Origin of the sequence: Legionella norrlandica (assembly GCF_000770585.1) — a bacterium.
Classification (GTDB): domain Bacteria; phylum Pseudomonadota; class Gammaproteobacteria; order Legionellales; family Legionellaceae; genus Legionella; species Legionella norrlandica.
Genome location: NZ_JNCF01000013.1, coordinates 46194 through 62556 on the forward strand (window position 1 = coordinate 46194; position 16363 = coordinate 62556).

The window sequence follows — 16363 nt, forward strand, 5'->3', positions numbered from 1 at the left end:
ATTATGAATTGATTAATATTTTCCCCTGATGAACAATAAAAGTCCTCATAAATTTACAATTAACTCATTTGTTAATATAATCACCATTTTCTTAAAGACCAATAACGGTGATTAACAAGAAGAAAGGAGCAGTATGAATACATTATTTACTCTAATCTCAACCGTATTATTTGCAAGCAATATCACATCCAGCATGCCTTTATTTGCAAAGCCTGGGCAAGACATCAATACTCAAGTACAACACCTTAGTCACAAAGCCCCCCAGTTAAATAAAAAAGTATTAAAACTAGCATTAACTGCCTATAAAAATGCCAACAAACGAGGAGAAGTTAAAAAACCAGTTCTTACAGTAATTGATTACTCTCTCCCTTCAAATAAACAACGTATGTGGGTATTTGATCTTCGCAATGAGCGCCTTTTGTATAATACCTACGTAGCACATGGTAAAAACTCAGGAATGAACTTTGCCAAAAATTTTTCCAACAGAGAATCTAGCAAACAATCCAGCCTTGGTACTTATATCACTAAAAACACCTATATTGGGCATAAAGGCTACTCTTTAAATTTAAAAGGTTTGGATAAAGGATTTAATGATAATGCCTACAACAGACGCGTGGTAATACATGGGGCCTGGTATGTTGAACCTAATTTCATCAAAAGAGCTGGTCGTGCCGGTCTTTCTTGGGGTTGCCCTGCTATAGCTCAAACCTTGGCTAAGCCTGTTATTAACACTATTAAGAATGGTTCAGTTGTTTTTGCCTATTATCCAGATAAGTACTTCTTATCCCATTCAGGATATCTGGTAGCATAAATAATAAGCCAGGGACTCAGCCCTGGCTTTTCGCAGTCATCCGTATAAGAACTTTTACGTTCTTCTGTCGTCCTGACAAATCAGTTCCCTCTGATTGCAATTCCATTTGCGTGACTTATATCCGTATAAGTCTTAGTTAAAATTTAGCAACTCCCCCTGTGAAACGCAAGGTACTTGATCCTCACTGCATCTTATATATTTCCAGTTAAGCTAAAGCCATAATTTTAAAATTTATATAAAAATCAATAAATTAAATATTTTTTATAGTGCTTTTTTATAGAAAAATACAATAATATCCTATACAGAATTGAGAAATTTCTTACAAGAAATGAAGCTAATGTATCTAAAACACTCTAGACCTAAGCAAGTTTTTCTTCTCTTTAAGCAATATGCTGCTTGATTATGTCACAAGATATGGTAGTTTATTCATGATTTAATTATCATGAGTATGATTATGAACCAACAATTAAATGCAACGAAGAAAGATAAGCTTTATGTAATTGATTGGCTTATTGAAAATTTTCCAAATGCATTTTTTAAAAAAGGAAATCAAGTAAAACCACTTAAAATTGGCATATTTGACGACATAATCGATTTTTATGAACGACTAGATAGCCTCCTTTTAGTAAAAAATCCCTAAGAGACGCTTTGAGTTATTACAGCGCTTCTCCTGCCTATTTAAGTTGCCAAAAACCTAACGCAGCACGTGTGGATATTTATGGTAATGAGATTGATATAGTAACACCCGAACAAGCCAAATATGCTTATCAACGTTATCAAGAGCGTTATGGTAACAAGAAAAAACAAGGCTAGAAAGGTAGGAGATCTGTTTAATAATATCCATCAAAATCTCTCGTCTTGTAGAGAATAAGCAAATTTTTCTGCAAGTATTTTATTTTAAGGCAATAATATAATTAACGCTTACATCGGGTGCCAAAGAGGCTTTTCGAGTAAACGGATTATAACATAAGCCCTTCATGTCAATGACCTTGAAATCATACTGCCTTGCCATTGTTGCTAGCTCACTAGGTTTTATAAATTTAACGTAATCATGAGTTTGTCTCGGCAACAAGTTAAGAATATACTCTGCTGCTATGATCGCGCCAAGATAAGCTTTGAGTGTTCTACTAATAGTCGATAAAAATAATAGGCCATCTGGTTTTAATAAACGCTTACAATGTTGTATTACCAGCTCAGGGTTTTGCACATGTTCTAACATTTCCATACATGTTACAACATCAAAGCTTTGAGCTTCATATTCCTCTATAGTACTAGAAAAATAATCAATGTCTAAATGCACTTTTTGAGCATGCTCTTTTGCTACCTGGACTGTTTCTCTCTCAGCATCAATCCCAGTAACATGAGCTCCTGCTTTAGCCATAGTTTCGCAAAGTATCCCTCCTCCACATCCAACATCGAGCACCCTGAGATCTTGTAGATTAATGTGTTGAGAAATAAATTTAAAACGAGCCTCATTAATATCATGCAAGGTTTTAAGAGGGCCGTTGGCATCCCACCAATAGTTAGCAAGTTGGGCAAATTTATTGACTTCCTGAACATCAATGGTTGATTTAATTTGAGTCATTTGACAGTAGATCCATTGGTTTAAAAAATTCAATTACTCGTTGATTAGTAATAAAACTTACATTATAGGGGTGTTCTGAGACCAGCGCTATGGGTAATTTATTTTCCGGTATTTTCTCTGCGATTTTACCAAATAAAATCAATTGCACATTCGTTTTTTTTACAGCCAGTTGATCAAACAGGCTTTGCATAAAAGGCCTCCATTGACGTGCATGATAGGGAACTCTGCCTTTACTATATACTAAGGAAGCGTTTAGTAACAAAATTCCTTTTTTCATCATGCCCTTAAAAAATTCTTTTGCCGTTTGAACTAAACCAGATTTATCTACCTTAACTATTGCTCCCTGAGAAGGGTTTTCCTGTAAATCGCCACGGGCAATCAACAGCATTTTTATCCAATTACGCAGTGAAGTGGCTCGATTAACTTCTTTACTTAACCCTGTTGGGCTCCATAGAGAACCTACGGAATTGTCCCAGAATGCATAACCATTTGCGGATACTTCACGAGGATATGGGGATTCCCCTAATAGAATATATCGAGTTTGACTTAGAGGTAAGCTAAAAGCTGAAAATAATTGATTTACTCCAGGTAACCAATGGCCTGCCTTCTGTATTTGGTCTAAATAATCTTTATCCATCGTATTCAAGGCATTTTCTAAAATTTCCTTCCATTCCTTATCACACCCGCTCAATAAATTTTCATACATATTTGCTCTCTTGCTCGCAGCACCAATTTAATATTTATTAAGACCATGGATTATATATTCCCACTATTAATCTTTCACCCAATTTCTTCTTACTTGACCAGAAGCGTGTTGCCTGGTGATTCAAATTCCTCTAACATCATTTGAAAATGATAATCTGGAGTGATTATGTTTTTAGCCAACTGCGATATAGAGAAACTAGTTACGGAGCACATTAATCAATTCTTATTGAATGAAGAACTCGCCTTCTCAGATTTAAAAAGATATATTCTCAGTAAAGCTCCAATCCCTTGGATTCACTCCTCTGTCATGGCATCCCTGATCAAATCGAGAGATGCGGATAAAATAGAAGTTAAAAAAAACCTTGAACAACAATCTTATAAAACTCAACTTGCTGAAGATAAAAAACAAACAGAAGAAGAGGATGCTGAAGCATTAAAAGATAAAAAATTAAAAGAGAACTTAACTCGTGAATTAAATCATATCCCAACGCAAATCAGTGAGCACCAAACGGAACTGAGATTACTTCACAACAAGCTGGAACGGCTATTAGAAAACCCAATGAAGGCCGATGTGATTCCTCATGATCCCACGATAAAAAAGACACAACTATCTTCTAATCATTCAGCAACAATTGACCGCTTACAAAAATCCATTATTGAACATGAAATTAAAATCAAATCACTTCTTGAGCAGGAAAATAATCACCATATCAAGCTACATGAAATTGAAGAACGGGCTAAGAAGCGATTACAAAATCGCACTAAACGAACTAAACGTGCACAGGCCAGAATTGGATTTGACAGTACAGGAGAAGATGTTCTTAGTACCCTATCTGGAAAAAATCAATCCCTTTTATCAAAAAGCATCCAAAAACAATATAGTGCGCTTGAAAAAAAATGTGCTGAACTTATTCAGGAAGCCGATCAGATTAATTACCCATTATTGCTTGAAAATCTTCAAAAATTCTTAAATAAAAAAAAACATAATTTATCTCCTCAAGAAGTTGATGCCTTAAAATCTGTTTTAAAATTGATGAAGCAACATTTTGAATTCGAGCGCGATGCCATTAATACTCAATCCAGCCTTCATATTAAAAAACAATCCATTAGTTCTCAGAGAATAAAATTACAAGAACTGCAAAACAGATTAAAATCTTTAAAAGGCAAGAATCCTAACCTAACCTCTGCAAATGAAGAATTAGCATTGCGGAATCAGGAATTATCTGCTGCTCGAGCTCACAACAATAATTTGCGGCAGCGTTTTAGGACTCCTGCTTTACTATTATTTGGATTAACATTGCTGTTTTCAATACCTCTCATTTTAACAACTAGCGGAGTGATTCCCTTTTTTATCACTCCAGTACTCCTTTATGTATTGGTCTCGATACCTTCAATGTTATTATTTCTCTCAACCCTTGGCATTGGAATCGCTGCGATTGTCTTCCGTTTTAAAATGCACTCTAACGAATCTGCTATCAAATCCAATTTGCAAACAATAGAAATGAATTCCCAACAAATGAGGCAAAATTCTCAAAATTTAAAATCGTTAGAAACCCTTACTATCCCTAGCCTGGAAGCACAAATAAAAAAAGATGAGAATTTAAGAGATCAATTAACACTTTCTTTGCAAAAATCACAACTACAAGCGGAACAAGCTCTACAAAAAGCTAAAGAGATTGAGCCCCCTTCCTATACTAGCTCTCCATTTTTAACCCCTAGGAAAACACAATCCAATAGTAAACCATCACCTATATCTTCGGAAGAACTGAGTGACTCATTAAGCGAATCATTGGAAGAAGAAAAAGAAGTAGTGGTTAATGAGTACCAATGTCAATATTGATAAATCAATCTTTGTGATCTAAAATCCGACAACTTGATCATTGGGGGGTGATGTATGTCTCTTGCTAGTTATGATGTAAAACAAGAATTAATTAAGCTTACTAAAAATTTCTTATCCATTGACCATCCGTTTACAGAACTAAAGGACTTATTAGTCAACAAAAAACCTATCCACCTGATTCATAATCAAATTGCCGGACAGCTATCTCAAATTAAAAATTTAGATGATCTAGCTATCACTTCACGATTAGAAGAAAATGCTTATCAACAGCAAATAAAAGAAGATGAAGAGGAGAAACGCCGGGATATAGAGGAAATGCGTCAAGATCTTCGTCAAAAAAATAAAATGACTGATGAGCTTCAAAGTATCAAAGCTCTAAAAGAGCAATATGATAGACAATTACTTGTCTATACTCATGTCCATAGCCATCCTGATACCCCAGTGGTCCACCAGCATCCTTCTCAACCAGTTCCTGTCACCCTATTAAACCCAAACTCTCACGTCCATACTCATCTTGAAGCGTCTCTAAGTCGTCAAGATCTAGAACGCAAGATAGAGGTTATTAATAGAAGAATTCTAGTTATCACTAGGGAATTTAACACTCTAGCTTTTCGAGAGGATGAAAGAGAAATTCGTAGAGGAAATAGAGAAAAACGTCTTCAAGCTCGCCTTGGTTATGTTGAAAGAAAAACAGGTGTTACTGATACCTTAACCTCTGTTAATCGAGAGAATCTGATATCCAACATTAATAGAGAACGCAAAGCAATTGAACAACAATACTCTTCATTACTTCTTAAAGCAGAGCAATTAAGTTATTCAATTTTTCTTGAAGAATTTGAACGCTCCTTACAAATCACGCGACGACCATCTCAAGAAATTGAAGCCTTGAGAACTATTGTAAGAAAAATGAAAGAGCATTTGGATTACCAACAAAAAGCAGCCAATATCCAATTGCAATTAAATCGTACAGTCCAGGCTATTAGCGAAAACAATAGCACTTTACAGCAACTTAATTCTAAATTAGTATCATTACGGCTTGCTAACCCCAATTTAACGAAAAGCAATGACAACCTAGAAAAAGAGAATACAGGACTCCGTAAATTGTATGACAATCATACTAAAATACGAAATAAACTGATTCCACCGGCCCTCACTTTATCAGGATTATCTTTACTCTTTTCAATTCCATTAATTTTAACTTTAGCTGGAATCATTCCCTATGCTATTGCACCAGCGGTAGTCTTCACGTTAGTGATAGCCCCACCAGCTATTTTATTACTCGCAGGTCTTGGGGTTGGCATTGCTGCGATTACTTATGCTGTGAAAGCTTATTTAAACAAGTCAGCTATTGAATCCAACAGAGAAACAATAGAAAACAATACTAAGCAAATGAGCACGAATCGACAAGAAATTGATACGTTGGAAAACCAAACCATCCCTACTCTGCGGCAAACCCTGTTGCAAAATGAAGGCAGCCAAATTCTGCTAACTAATGATTTACAATATGCTGAAACTCTAGCAAAACAAGCATTAAATCAGGCTAAAGAGGTTGAACCTTATGTCTATTCCTCTACCCCATTCTTTAAACCTGATGTTAATGCTCAACAGCATCCTTCTGCATTAGGTAACACGATCACTACTCCCAGCGCACCACCTTATGAATCTCTCTATCCTACTTTTAATTAGACGACCGTGATTCGAATGAGTGTAGTCAGCAGGTTAGTAAGATCGAGGCAAACACAGGGAGAAATAGGACTTTTTAAAAAAGTCTTATTCCCCACTGCATGCCTCGAGCTGGAAAAACATTTACCTGCGTTTTAAATCACACCCTCTTTTTTTCTTTTTTTAGCCCGATTGACGATACCCCTCAAATTACGCTATTGTTAAAAATTTAGTTTAGAGCTAAAAAACCATGGTTAAATTGTATAGGGAAATAGTCAACTTCATCAATAAACATCAAAGAACAATGGTGGATCAGCTCCACCAGTTTTGTGAAATTAATTCTGGGACTACTAATTTATCAGGATTAGCAATCATGGCTGACATATTACAGTCCGCATTCAAGCCAATCTCTGATGCAACTGAATTAATCCAATTGCCATATTTATCCACTATTGACATGACTGGAAATACAATTACTCAACAGTGTGGGGATGTATTATTCTTTAGAAGGCGACCCCATTTAAAACGGCGAATACTATTAAGCGGACATATGGATACTGTGTATTCTGCTAATAATCCCTTTCAAAAATTAACTTACTTGAATGACAATGAAATCAATGGTCCTGGTGTTGCCGATATGAAAGGGGGATTAGTAGTGATGTTACATGCATTAACTGCTTTTGAGAACACAAGCTTTGCGGAAGAATTAGGTTGGGATGTACTAATTAATGCCGATGAAGAAATCGGCTCGCCGGCCTCCTGCACCCTACTTAATGAAATTGCACCTAATTATCAGGCAGCACTGGTCTATGAACCAGCCATGACGCCCATAGGTACTCTGGCAAAAAACCGAAAAGGAAGTGGGAAATTAACCATTATTGCAAGAGGGAAAGCAGCTCATGCAGGTCGGTCGTTTGATAAAGGAAGAAACGCCATATGCTATCTTGCTGAAACAATTGTGGCAGTTCATGCTTTAAACGGGAAACGTAATGGAGTGACAATCAATGTGGGTAAAATTGCTGGTGGAGAGGCATTAAATGTTGTCCCTGATAAAGCAGTAGCTCAACTTGATATCCGAATTAGTTTACCCGAAGATGAGTTTTGGGTAAGAAATGAATTGGATAAAATCATCACACAATTAGAGCGACCTGATTATTCATTAGAAATTCATGGTATTTTTGGACGACCAGTGAAACGTGTTTGTTCAGGTACCAAGCGACTTTTTCATCGAGTTCAAGCAGTTGGGAAAGAACTGGGCTTAGCTATTGACTGGAAAGACAGTGGTGGTTGTTGTGATGGCAATAATTTAGCTTCTCATGGTTTACCTGTTTTGGATACATTGGGAGTCCGCGGAGGCAACATACATAGTCCCGATGAGTATATATTGTTGGACAGTTTGTCAGAACGCGCTACTCTTAGCGCTCTTGTCTTGACAGATTTGGCACAGGGTGGTTTAGAGGATCTCACAACATGATGTTATTTCGTAGTGCACAAGATTCTGATTTGGATGAAATCCATCAACTCGCAGAAATCAGTGGCATTGGTATGACCACTCTGCCAAAAGACAAAGAATTATTAAAGAAACGTCTTCATTGGTCTTCCGAATCGTATAAGAAAAATGTAACCACCCCTGGTTCCGAATATTATTTTTTTGTTCTTGAGGATCAAAAAAACAAAAAAATCGTAGGAACTTCTGCTATAGAAGCGCGTACAGGGCATGAAATACCCTTCTACTCTTATAAAGTTTCCAAGAGAACCAGAGTTTGTCATTCACTCAATATACGCAGTGACTATGAAGTATTAAGTCTGGTAAATGACAACCAGGGGCGCACAGAAATATGCACCCTATTTCTTCATCCTGACTATAGAAAAAACAATAATGGCTTATTGCTCTCCAAAGGTCGTTTTTTATTCATGGCTCAATATCCACATCGCTTTGCGCCTATTGTTATTGCTGAAATGCGCGGGATTTCCGATGATAAAGGCCATTCGCCATTCTGGGATAATGTTGGTGCCAATTTTTTTCATATGCCTTTTGTTGAAGCAGACCGTCTTACACTGGCCACTAATAAACAATTCATCGCCGATTTAATGCCGAGAAACCCTATTTATGTCAAATTGCTCTCGCCAGCTGCGCAAGAAGTGATTGGCAAACCACATCAATCCACCATACCAGCAATGACTATTTTATTAAAAGAAGGTTTCCGATATAACAACTATGTCGATATTTTTGATGCTGGACCTACTATCGAAGCTCCATTACTAGAAATTAAGACTATCGCTTTAAGTCGTATTATGGCCATTAAAAGCATAAGTGATGAAGCCAGCAGTAGTAAAAGCTACTTGCTTGCAAATACCCAACTAGATTTTCGGGCAACAATTAGTCATGCTGTTTTTAATGGACAGGAAAATACCTGTATTATTGGCAAAGACACTGCAAAATTGCTTAATATAAGATGCGGAGACAGTGTACGTTTATCTCCACTTTATAGTGAAGAGAATTCACCATTGTAACAAAGGATCAACGATGTCTAAATTACAAATTGTACAGAGCAAAGGACAGTATATTAATGGGCATTGGGTAAAAGGAAATGGAACAATTCTGGAATCAATCAATCCTGCTTATGGAACTCTTCTTTGGCAAGGGAATAATGCAACAGATCAAGAAATTTCCAATGCTCATTTCGCTGCCTATCAGGCACTGAGCTCATGGGCCAATACAAGTTTTGAGCAAAGAGCTCATTATATTAAAGCTTTTGCCGAGGAAGTAGAAAAAAATCGAGCGCAATTAGCCCGTCTTATTTCATTAGAAACAGGGAAGCCTTTATGGGAATCTCAAACTGAGGTGATTTCAGTTATTGGTAAAGTCAGCATATCAATACAAGCTTATCAAGAAAGAACGTGGTCCAAGCAAACCGAGACAGCAGAAGCCAATGCTTGCCTGCGTTTTAAACCACAAGGCGTTGTATTAGTATTAGGCGCTTTTAATTTTCCTGCTCATTTAAGCAATGGGCACATAGTCCCTGCTCTTCTTGCGGGAAATACCATTCTTTATAAGCCAAGTGAGCATACTCCTGCAGTAGCAGAGTTAATTATGCAATGTTGGCATGATAGTGGCCTACCCTCTGGAGTTATCAATTGCTTACAAGGAAACGTGGAGTGTGGAAAAACCTTACTATCCCAAGACATTCAAGGTGTCTATTTTACCGGGAGTTATGCCACAGGACTTCGTATACACCAACAATTCAGCAACAAGCCTGAAGTTATTTTAGCGTTGGAAATGGGTGGAAATAATCCATTAGTTATTGATGAAATTAAAAATATTAATGCCGCCGTATATCATACATTACTTTCAACCATGATTACTGCCGGTCAACGTTGTACTTGCGCAAGACGAATTATAATTCCTAACTCTCCTACTGGTGATGAGTTTTTAGAGTATTTCACCAAGGCCTGCCAGTCAATAAAAATTGGACCTTTTGATAACCAACCAGAGCCTTTTATGGGTCCTGTTATAAGCCATACTCAAGCCCTCAAACACCTACATACACAGAAACAACTTGTTGAGATGGAGGGGAAGCCATATTACCCATGTCACTTCTTGTTGAATACACAGGACTTCTATCACCTGGAATCATTGATATGACTCGGGTTAAAAACCCACCAGATGAAGAGCTTTTTGCACCTTGCGCACAAATCTACCGTTATAACCACTTTGATGAAGCCATTCAGTTAGCAAATCAAACACGCTATGGCCTGTCAGCAGGCTTGTTAAGCGATGATAAATCGCATTATCAGCAATTTTATCAAAATGTTCGCGCTGGTTTGATTAATTGGAATAGGCCAACTACAGGAGCTGCTAGCAGTCTTCCTTTTGGAGGCGTTGGATGCAGTGGAAATCATAGACCAAGTGCCTATTTTGCTGCTGATTATTGTGCTTATCCTGTAGCCAGTATGGAACAATCTTTATTAACTATGCCTGCACAGCAGTTACCTGGGATAATATTGGAAAAATTACTATGAATATTTATGAGTTAAATATAGATGGGCTCGTTGGCCCTACTCATAATTACGCAGGTCTTTCGGCAGGGAATATTGCCTCTACAAGCAATGCCCTATCCATTTCTAATCCCCAAGCTGCCGCAAGGCAAGGGTTAGAAAAAATGCGTAAACTATACAATATGGGCTTAAAACAAGGTGTAATGCCTCCTCATCAACGGCCTAATTTGCATTTATTACACCAACTAGGGTTCAAAGGCACTCCTGGTGAGCAAATAAATAAAGCCTATAAAGCAGCGCCAGAATTACTCAGTGCATGCTACTCTGCCTCAAGTATGTGGACAGCTAATGCGGCAACAGTATCTGCAAGCACCGATACTGAAGATAATAAAGTTCATTTTACTACCGCTAATTTAATCAGCAACTTACATAGACACCAGGAAGCTGATTTTTCGCAAAAATTGCTGCAGTTCATATTTTCCAATTCCGATTATTTTAATCACCATCCCATTCTGCCCAGATCGACATGTACTAGTGACGAGGGAGCGGCAAATCATAATCGCCTATGCCAAAATCATGCTCTGCCTGGTATTAATCTATTTGTGTATGGCAAAAAATCATTGGGAACGGATCGGTCTAATCAAGGGCCAGTCAAATATCCTGCTCGACAAACAAAAGAGGCGTCAGAAGCAATTGCTCGTAATCATTTATTAAAAGCTGAACGCGTAATTTATGCATGCCAAAATCCCTTGGCAATAGATCAAGGCGTATTTCATAATGACGTCATTTCGGTAGCTAATGAATATGTATTTTTGATTCACGAACAAGCCTTTAATAATCAACCCTATGTATTAGAGCAATTGAGAGAAAAAGCTGATTTTACATTGACAATAATTGAACTACCAAAAGAGCAAATCAGTATAAAAGAAGCTGTGGATACCTATCTTTTCAATTCTCAATTAATTACTTTACCTGATCAAAATAATATGATTTTGGTTGCTCCTTTTGAATGTCAAATCAATCCCCGAGTAAAAACTTGTATTGATGAATTAGTGAGTGATGTGAAAAACCCCATTAATTCAGTACATTATTTGGATTTGAAACAAAGCATGCGTAACGGCGGTGGACCTGCTTGTTTGCGATTGCGCATTCCTTTAAATGACAATGAACTCAAAGCGATGCATCAAGGGATTTTGGTTGATAATGATTTGCTCGATGCCCTGGACAAATGGGTTGTAAAATATTACCGAACTGAATTGCAAATTTCCGATTTAGCCGATCCGCAACTGCTATATGAATGCCTGGATGCTTTAGATGAATTAACCAAACTTCTAAAGTTAGGATCAATTTATCCATTTCAATCCTGAGAATTTTTTAAGTTATGTGGAAAACCAAATTTGGAAAATGCATTTATATTTCACCATCCGGGTATAAAGTTTATCAGAATCTGTTATATCGATGGCTGACTTTAGGCAGTGATGCATGGCAAACTGTAATTAATCGTTATAGACCACAAAAACCTGGCCTGCATTATTTGGAAATTTTAACGCTTATGGTACGGAAATTCCCTAATGATTGTTGCTTATTAGGGCTTGGTGGAGCAGGAATTGCCCATTTGCTAAGTATAGAGAATCCTAAACATTCTATAATTGCCGTAGAAAACAGTGAAGAAGTAATACAAATTGCAAAACAATTCTTTATGACGGACTCAATTCCCAATTTGACCATCATTAACCAAAACGCTAAAGATTTTGTATCTGAAAACAAACATACCTTTCAACATTTAATTCTTGACTTATATGATGCAACGCACTTTCCTGATGAATGTCATTCTGTTGAGTTTTTTATTCACTGTAAAAACCAATTAGCTCATAATGGATTTTTGGCAGTTAATTTAGCAAATGCACGAGAGCAATGGCCTTTAGTCCAATTGATAAAAAAGCAATTTCGATCTCATATAATTATTCCAATAAAAAAATGTGCCAACATAGTGGTAATTGCATCAAAAAATGAGAATAAAGAATTATTTATTAATCAACTAAAAAGTACAGGCGAAATTAAAGAAATAGCATGGGTTAAGGATTGGGGTTATGTTGCTAAATATTAGATTCCGTAGAATGCAACACCATTAACCCACTGTCTTTTTTCAATAAGTTGTTTAGCTGTTAAGGAAAAACAAATCCTGAACAAATTACACCGACTATTTACTCATGTAATTAATCGCAGCAACTAAAGCATCGTCTGAACAATTATTGTTAGGGATATTGGCCTCCTTACAAAGCCCACCATGATGCATTAATCCTTTACCTATTTTTACACTATATAATAAGTAATCCATCGGTGTTTGAAATTGTATAGGATTGTTTTTTGCTTCTTTTTTTGCCTGTTGGAAACGCAATTTCCATGCTTTTTTATCAAAAGCTGCAGGGGCTTTTATGGATTTAGCTAATTGAGGGGCATGACAATTTTTACAGGCAATTTCGTACGTATATTTTCCTAAATTATCAGCAAAAACAAAATTACTTGTTACGTATATAAATACTGTAACTAGTATATTCCTTTTCATCATATCCCCTAATTACAATAAAGGAGCTGCCCTTACTCCTTAAATTTCCATTAAGTCTTTCTCTTTCTCAGCCAATAATGCATCGACCTCCGCTATATATTTGTCGGTCAATTTTTGAATTACTTCAGCTGCACGGCGCTCATCATCTTCAGAGATTGCTTTTTCCTTAACAAGTTCCTTAAACTGATTATTAGCATCTCTTCTGATATTTCGAATTGAAACCTTCCCTTGCTCTCCTTCATGGCGAACCACTTTAATCAATTCCTTTCTACGCTCTTCTGTCAAAGGAGGCATAGGAACTCGAATAGCTGCGCCAGCAGTTGCTGGGTTTAGACCTAAATCAGAATTTAATATAGCTTTTTCTATTGCAGCCACCATAGACTTTTCCCAAGGAGTTACTAGAATAGTCCGGGAATCACTTGTAGTAATATTGGCCACCTGATTTAGAGGTGTGGGACTGCCATAGTAATCAATCATAACATGATCTAGCAAACTGGCATTTGCTCTACCTGTACGAATCTTTGACATTTCCGTATGCAAAGCTTCAATAGTCTTTTTCATCCGTTTTTCTGAATCTTGCTTAATCTCATTGATCATGATTAGCTCCGACTATAGTTCCTACTCGCTCCCCAAGTACAATTCGTTTTAAAGCACAAGGAGCAGCCATATCAAAAACTTGTAAAGGCATTCCTTGATCTTGGCACAAACAAATTGCAGTGGAGTCCATTACTTCCAGGCCCTTAGTTAAAACTTCTTTATAAGTTAAATAATCATAACGTTTCGCATCAGGATTTTTAAGAGGATCTGCAGAATAAACACCATCCACTTTTGTTGCTTTTAAAACAATATCAGCTCCAATCTCAATTGCCCTAAGACAAGCAGCCGTATCGGTTGTAAAAAAAGGATTTCCTGTTCCAGCCGCAAAAATCACCACTTGACCATTACGCAAGTGAGTGATCGCTTTGCGTCTGTGGTAAGGATCAACTACTCCAAGCATTGGAATAGCTGACATAATACGGGCAGGAAGATCAATCCTTTCTAAAGCATCACGCAGGGCCAAGGCATTCATTACCGTCGCCAACATTCCCATATGGTCCCCTGTAACTCGCCCTACACCGGCTTGGGAAAGAGCTTTACCACGGAACAGATTACCACCACCCAATACCAAACCAACTTCAACACCCATGCGAATCAATTCTGCAATGTCTCTCGCCAGGGTGTCGAGAACTGAAGGATCTATTCCAAATTGGGACTTACCCATTAAGGCTTCACCACTAAACTTGAGAAGTATCCGTTTGTATTTTAATTTAGGCTGGCTATCATTCATCATGTGCGAACCTGGGCCATCACTTCTTCAACAAAATTGTCTTCTTTTTTCTCTATACCTTCGCCTACTTCATAACGAACAAAAGATAACACTTCTGCATTTTTTTCTTTTAATAGCTGTCCCACTTTAATGTTGGGATCTTTCACATAAGGCTGCCCTAATAAACTCACTTCGTCGATAAATTTATTAATTCGACCTTCGATCATCTTATCAATGATCTCTTGCGGTTTACCGCTTTCTTTAGCCTGAGCTGTGAATATTTCGCGTTCGTTTTCAATCGCTTCAGCCGGTACCTGATCACGGCTAACCACCATTGGTTTGCTTGCAGCAATATGCATAGCGATATCCTTGGCTAGCGCTTCGCTACCATTTTTTAAAGCAACCATAACTCCAATGCGTGAGCCATGCAAATAATAGCCAATTACGCCGCCTTCGCAATGCATTCGCTCCATACGTCGTAATTTGATATTTTCACCAATCTTTGCAACTAACTCTTGTCTTGCTTGCTCTACAGTAACACCAGAAGATAAGTTTTGATTTGACAAAGACTTAATATCTTTTGCAGAACTTGTTAATGCAACATCTGCCACCATATTCGCAAAATTGGTAAAATTCTCGTCTCGAGCAACAAAATCTGTTTCACTATTAATTTCAAGCATGACTGCGGTTCGCTCATCAGAAGAGCGCGCAATAACAATGATGCCTTCTGCTGCAACTCGATCTGCTTTTTTATCTGCTTTTGCTTGACCGGCTTTACGCATTTCAATTATAGCTTGTTCAATATCACCGTTTGTAGCTATTAGAAATTTTTTACATTCCATCATACCTGCGCCTGTGCGCTCACGCAATTGCATTACTAATGCAGCACTAATTGTTGACATTTTGTTTTCTCCACATAGCAAAAAGGGGGCTCATTCAAGTAATGCCCCCTTTATTCAAATAGTAATTATTCTCCAGATTTTTCTTCTTCGTTAGTTGAAGGAACTTCTACAAACTCCGAATCAGATGATGCTCTCCCTACGGTATTACTGTTTTTACCATCTAAAATAGCATCTGCAACACAGCGAACATAAATATCTACAGCTCGCATTGAATCATCATTACCTGGTATAACATAATCAATATTGTCAGGGCTATTATTAGTATCTACCACACCAATTACTGGAATTCTTAATCGGCGAGCTTCTTCAACAGCAATATGCTCAAAGCCAACATCAACTACGAATAAAGCGTCAGGCAAACCACCCATATTCTCAATTCCGCCCAAGCTTCGCTCCAGTTTTTCAAGTTCTCGTGTGAGCATTAGAGCTTCTTTCTTAATCATGTCATTAAAAAGCCCTTTTTCTTTCATTTCTTTCAATTCTTTCAAACGGAATATTGATTGACGGACCGTTTTATAGTTGGTTAACATACCGCCTAACCATCTGTGATCAACATAAGGCATACCGCATCGTGCAGCATGCTCACGAATACTTTCTTGTGCTGCTCTTTTTGTACCAACAAAAAGAATTTTAGCTTTATTTGCTGCTAGCCGGCTAACATAATTCGTTACATCATTAAGCAATGGAAGAGTTTTTTCAAGGTTAATGATATGGATTTTATTTCTTGAACCAAAAATATATTCACTCATTTTTGGATTCCAATAACGTGTTCTATGTCCAAAATGAGCACCTGCTTCGAGCAATTCACGCATACTTACATTCATATTATATCTCCAGGGTTAAGCCTCCACGTTTCCCATACGAAACCCATTAGGGACCCTAACGTATGTGACGAAACGTGTGTGTATTTAAAAAGCGGGGTATTTATAACACATTCAGGAGTTTTCAGCAATGAAATTCAACTGAAATGTCAAACCAATTTAAAAA

The 16363-nt window shown here is 37.3% G+C and carries 14 protein-coding genes and 2 pseudogenes; 9 read left to right on the forward strand and 7 right to left on the reverse strand.

What is annotated here, in order from left to right; all coding sequences use genetic code 11:
• Positions 1-133: 133 nt before the first annotated feature.
• Both OK13_RS05110 and OK13_RS05115 read left to right on the forward strand, forming a co-directional pair.
• Positions 134-811 (forward strand): murein L,D-transpeptidase catalytic domain family protein, encoded by a 678-nt coding sequence (locus tag OK13_RS05110; RefSeq protein ID WP_035888422.1) that lies wholly within the window; start codon positions 134-136, stop codon positions 809-811.
• Between the two features lie 448 nt (positions 812-1259).
• A pseudogene (locus OK13_RS05115) lies at positions 1260-1624 on the forward strand (ProQ/FinO family protein).
• A 79-nt stretch (positions 1625-1703) separates the two neighbouring features.
• Here the strand turns inward: OK13_RS05115 and ubiG are convergent.
• Together ubiG and OK13_RS05125 are read right to left on the reverse strand one after the other, a co-directional pair.
• Complete coding sequence (ubiG, locus tag OK13_RS05120; protein ID WP_035888425.1) at positions 1704-2396, reverse strand: bifunctional 2-polyprenyl-6-hydroxyphenol methylase/3-demethylubiquinol 3-O-methyltransferase UbiG; 693 nt, start codon at positions 2394-2396, stop codon at positions 1704-1706.
• Entirely contained in the window at positions 2383-3102 is a 720-nt protein-coding gene (locus OK13_RS05125; protein WP_035888428.1) for a uracil-DNA glycosylase family protein, read from the reverse strand. The genes ubiG and OK13_RS05125 overlap by 14 nt, the downstream gene beginning before the upstream one ends.
• A gap of 165 nt (positions 3103-3267) precedes the next feature.
• Here OK13_RS05125 and legC3 (OK13_RS05130) point away from each other — a divergent pair, with 165 nt between their 5' ends.
• The 7 genes and pseudogenes from legC3 (OK13_RS05130) (at position 3268) to OK13_RS05160 (ending at position 12709) form a co-directional block, all read left to right on the forward strand.
• The gene (gene legC3 / locus OK13_RS05130) at positions 3268-4941 is read left to right on the forward strand and encodes a Dot/Icm T4SS effector LegC3/PpeA (protein ID WP_035888432.1); all 1674 of its coding nucleotides are present in this window, start codon (positions 3268-3270) and stop codon (positions 4939-4941) included.
• Positions 4942-4995: 54 nt separating this feature from the next.
• Complete coding sequence (gene legC3, locus OK13_RS05135; protein WP_035888434.1) at positions 4996-6627, forward strand: Dot/Icm T4SS effector LegC3/PpeA; 1632 nt, start codon at positions 4996-4998, stop codon at positions 6625-6627.
• A gap of 226 nt (positions 6628-6853) precedes the next feature.
• Positions 6854-8077: a hydrolase gene (locus OK13_RS05140; protein ID WP_035888436.1), complete on the forward strand. Its 1224-nt coding sequence runs from the start codon at positions 6854-6856 to the stop codon at positions 8075-8077.
• Entirely contained in the window at positions 8074-9117 is a 1044-nt protein-coding gene (locus OK13_RS05145) for an arginine N-succinyltransferase (RefSeq protein WP_035888439.1), read from the forward strand. Before OK13_RS05140 ends, OK13_RS05145 begins: the two co-directional genes overlap by 4 nt.
• A gap of 13 nt (positions 9118-9130) precedes the next feature.
• Positions 9131-10626 (forward strand): annotated as a pseudogene (gene astD / locus OK13_RS05150) (succinylglutamate-semialdehyde dehydrogenase).
• Positions 10623-11969, forward strand: a complete 1347-nt coding sequence (gene astB, locus OK13_RS05155; protein ID WP_035888440.1) for an N-succinylarginine dihydrolase — start codon at positions 10623-10625, stop codon at positions 11967-11969. Before astD ends, astB begins: the two are co-directional and overlap by 4 nt.
• A 14-nt stretch (positions 11970-11983) precedes the next feature.
• Entirely contained in the window at positions 11984-12709 is a 726-nt protein-coding gene (locus OK13_RS05160) for a spermidine synthase (protein WP_035888443.1), read from the forward strand.
• Positions 12710-12802: 93 nt separating this feature from the next.
• Here the strand turns inward: OK13_RS05160 and OK13_RS05165 are convergent, their stop codons facing one another.
• The 5 genes from OK13_RS05165 to rpsB form a co-directional block, all read right to left on the reverse strand.
• Complete coding sequence (locus tag OK13_RS05165; RefSeq protein ID WP_035888446.1) at positions 12803-13168, reverse strand: c-type cytochrome; 366 nt, start codon at positions 13166-13168, stop codon at positions 12803-12805.
• A gap of 39 nt (positions 13169-13207) precedes the next feature.
• Entirely contained in the window at positions 13208-13765 is a 558-nt protein-coding gene (frr, locus tag OK13_RS05170) for a ribosome recycling factor (RefSeq protein WP_035888448.1), read from the reverse strand.
• A complete protein-coding gene (pyrH, locus tag OK13_RS05175; RefSeq protein ID WP_035888450.1) occupies positions 13755-14498 on the reverse strand; it encodes a UMP kinase in 744 nt (247 codons plus the stop codon). The genes frr and pyrH overlap by 11 nt, the downstream gene beginning before the upstream one ends.
• Positions 14495-15376 carry a translation elongation factor Ts gene (gene tsf / locus OK13_RS05180; protein ID WP_035888451.1) on the reverse strand — a complete coding sequence of 294 codons (882 nt, stop codon included), beginning with the start codon at positions 15374-15376 and terminating at the stop codon, positions 14495-14497. Before tsf ends, pyrH begins: the two co-directional genes overlap by 4 nt.
• A 65-nt stretch (positions 15377-15441) precedes the next feature.
• Positions 15442-16200, reverse strand: a complete 759-nt coding sequence (gene rpsB, locus OK13_RS05185; RefSeq protein ID WP_035888453.1) for a 30S ribosomal protein S2 — start codon at positions 16198-16200, stop codon at positions 15442-15444.
• Positions 16201-16363 lie beyond the last annotated feature (163 nt).

Excerpts from the sequence above, each read along its gene's own strand:
- ubiG (WP_035888425.1), bottom strand. The coding sequence starts at position 2,396 with ATGACTCAAATTAAATCAACCATTGATGTTCAGGAAGTCAATAAATTT.
- astB (WP_035888440.1), top strand. The coding sequence starts at position 10,623 with ATGAATATTTATGAGTTAAATATAGATGGGCTCGTTGGCCCTACTCAT.
- tsf (WP_035888451.1), bottom strand. The coding sequence starts at position 15,376 with ATGTCAACAATTAGTGCTGCATTAGTAATGCAATTGCGTGAGCGCACA.
- OK13_RS05145 (WP_035888439.1), top strand. The coding sequence starts at position 8,074 with ATGATGTTATTTCGTAGTGCACAAGATTCTGATTTGGATGAAATCCAT.
- OK13_RS05125 (WP_035888428.1), bottom strand. The coding sequence starts at position 3,102 with ATGTATGAAAATTTATTGAGCGGGTGTGATAAGGAATGGAAGGAAATT.
- rpsB (WP_035888453.1), bottom strand. The coding sequence starts at position 16,200 with ATGAATGTAAGTATGCGTGAATTGCTCGAAGCAGGTGCTCATTTTGGA.
- OK13_RS05110 (WP_035888422.1), top strand. The coding sequence starts at position 134 with ATGAATACATTATTTACTCTAATCTCAACCGTATTATTTGCAAGCAAT.
- legC3 (WP_035888432.1), top strand. The coding sequence starts at position 3,268 with ATGTTTTTAGCCAACTGCGATATAGAGAAACTAGTTACGGAGCACATT.
- OK13_RS05160 (WP_035888443.1), top strand. The coding sequence starts at position 11,984 with ATGTGGAAAACCAAATTTGGAAAATGCATTTATATTTCACCATCCGGG.
- legC3 (WP_035888434.1), top strand. The coding sequence starts at position 4,996 with ATGTCTCTTGCTAGTTATGATGTAAAACAAGAATTAATTAAGCTTACT.
- frr (WP_035888448.1), bottom strand. The coding sequence starts at position 13,765 with ATGATCAATGAGATTAAGCAAGATTCAGAAAAACGGATGAAAAAGACT.
- pyrH (WP_035888450.1), bottom strand. The coding sequence starts at position 14,498 with ATGATGAATGATAGCCAGCCTAAATTAAAATACAAACGGATACTTCTC.
- OK13_RS05165 (WP_035888446.1), bottom strand. The coding sequence starts at position 13,168 with ATGAAAAGGAATATACTAGTTACAGTATTTATATACGTAACAAGTAAT.
- OK13_RS05140 (WP_035888436.1), top strand. The coding sequence starts at position 6,854 with ATGGTTAAATTGTATAGGGAAATAGTCAACTTCATCAATAAACATCAA.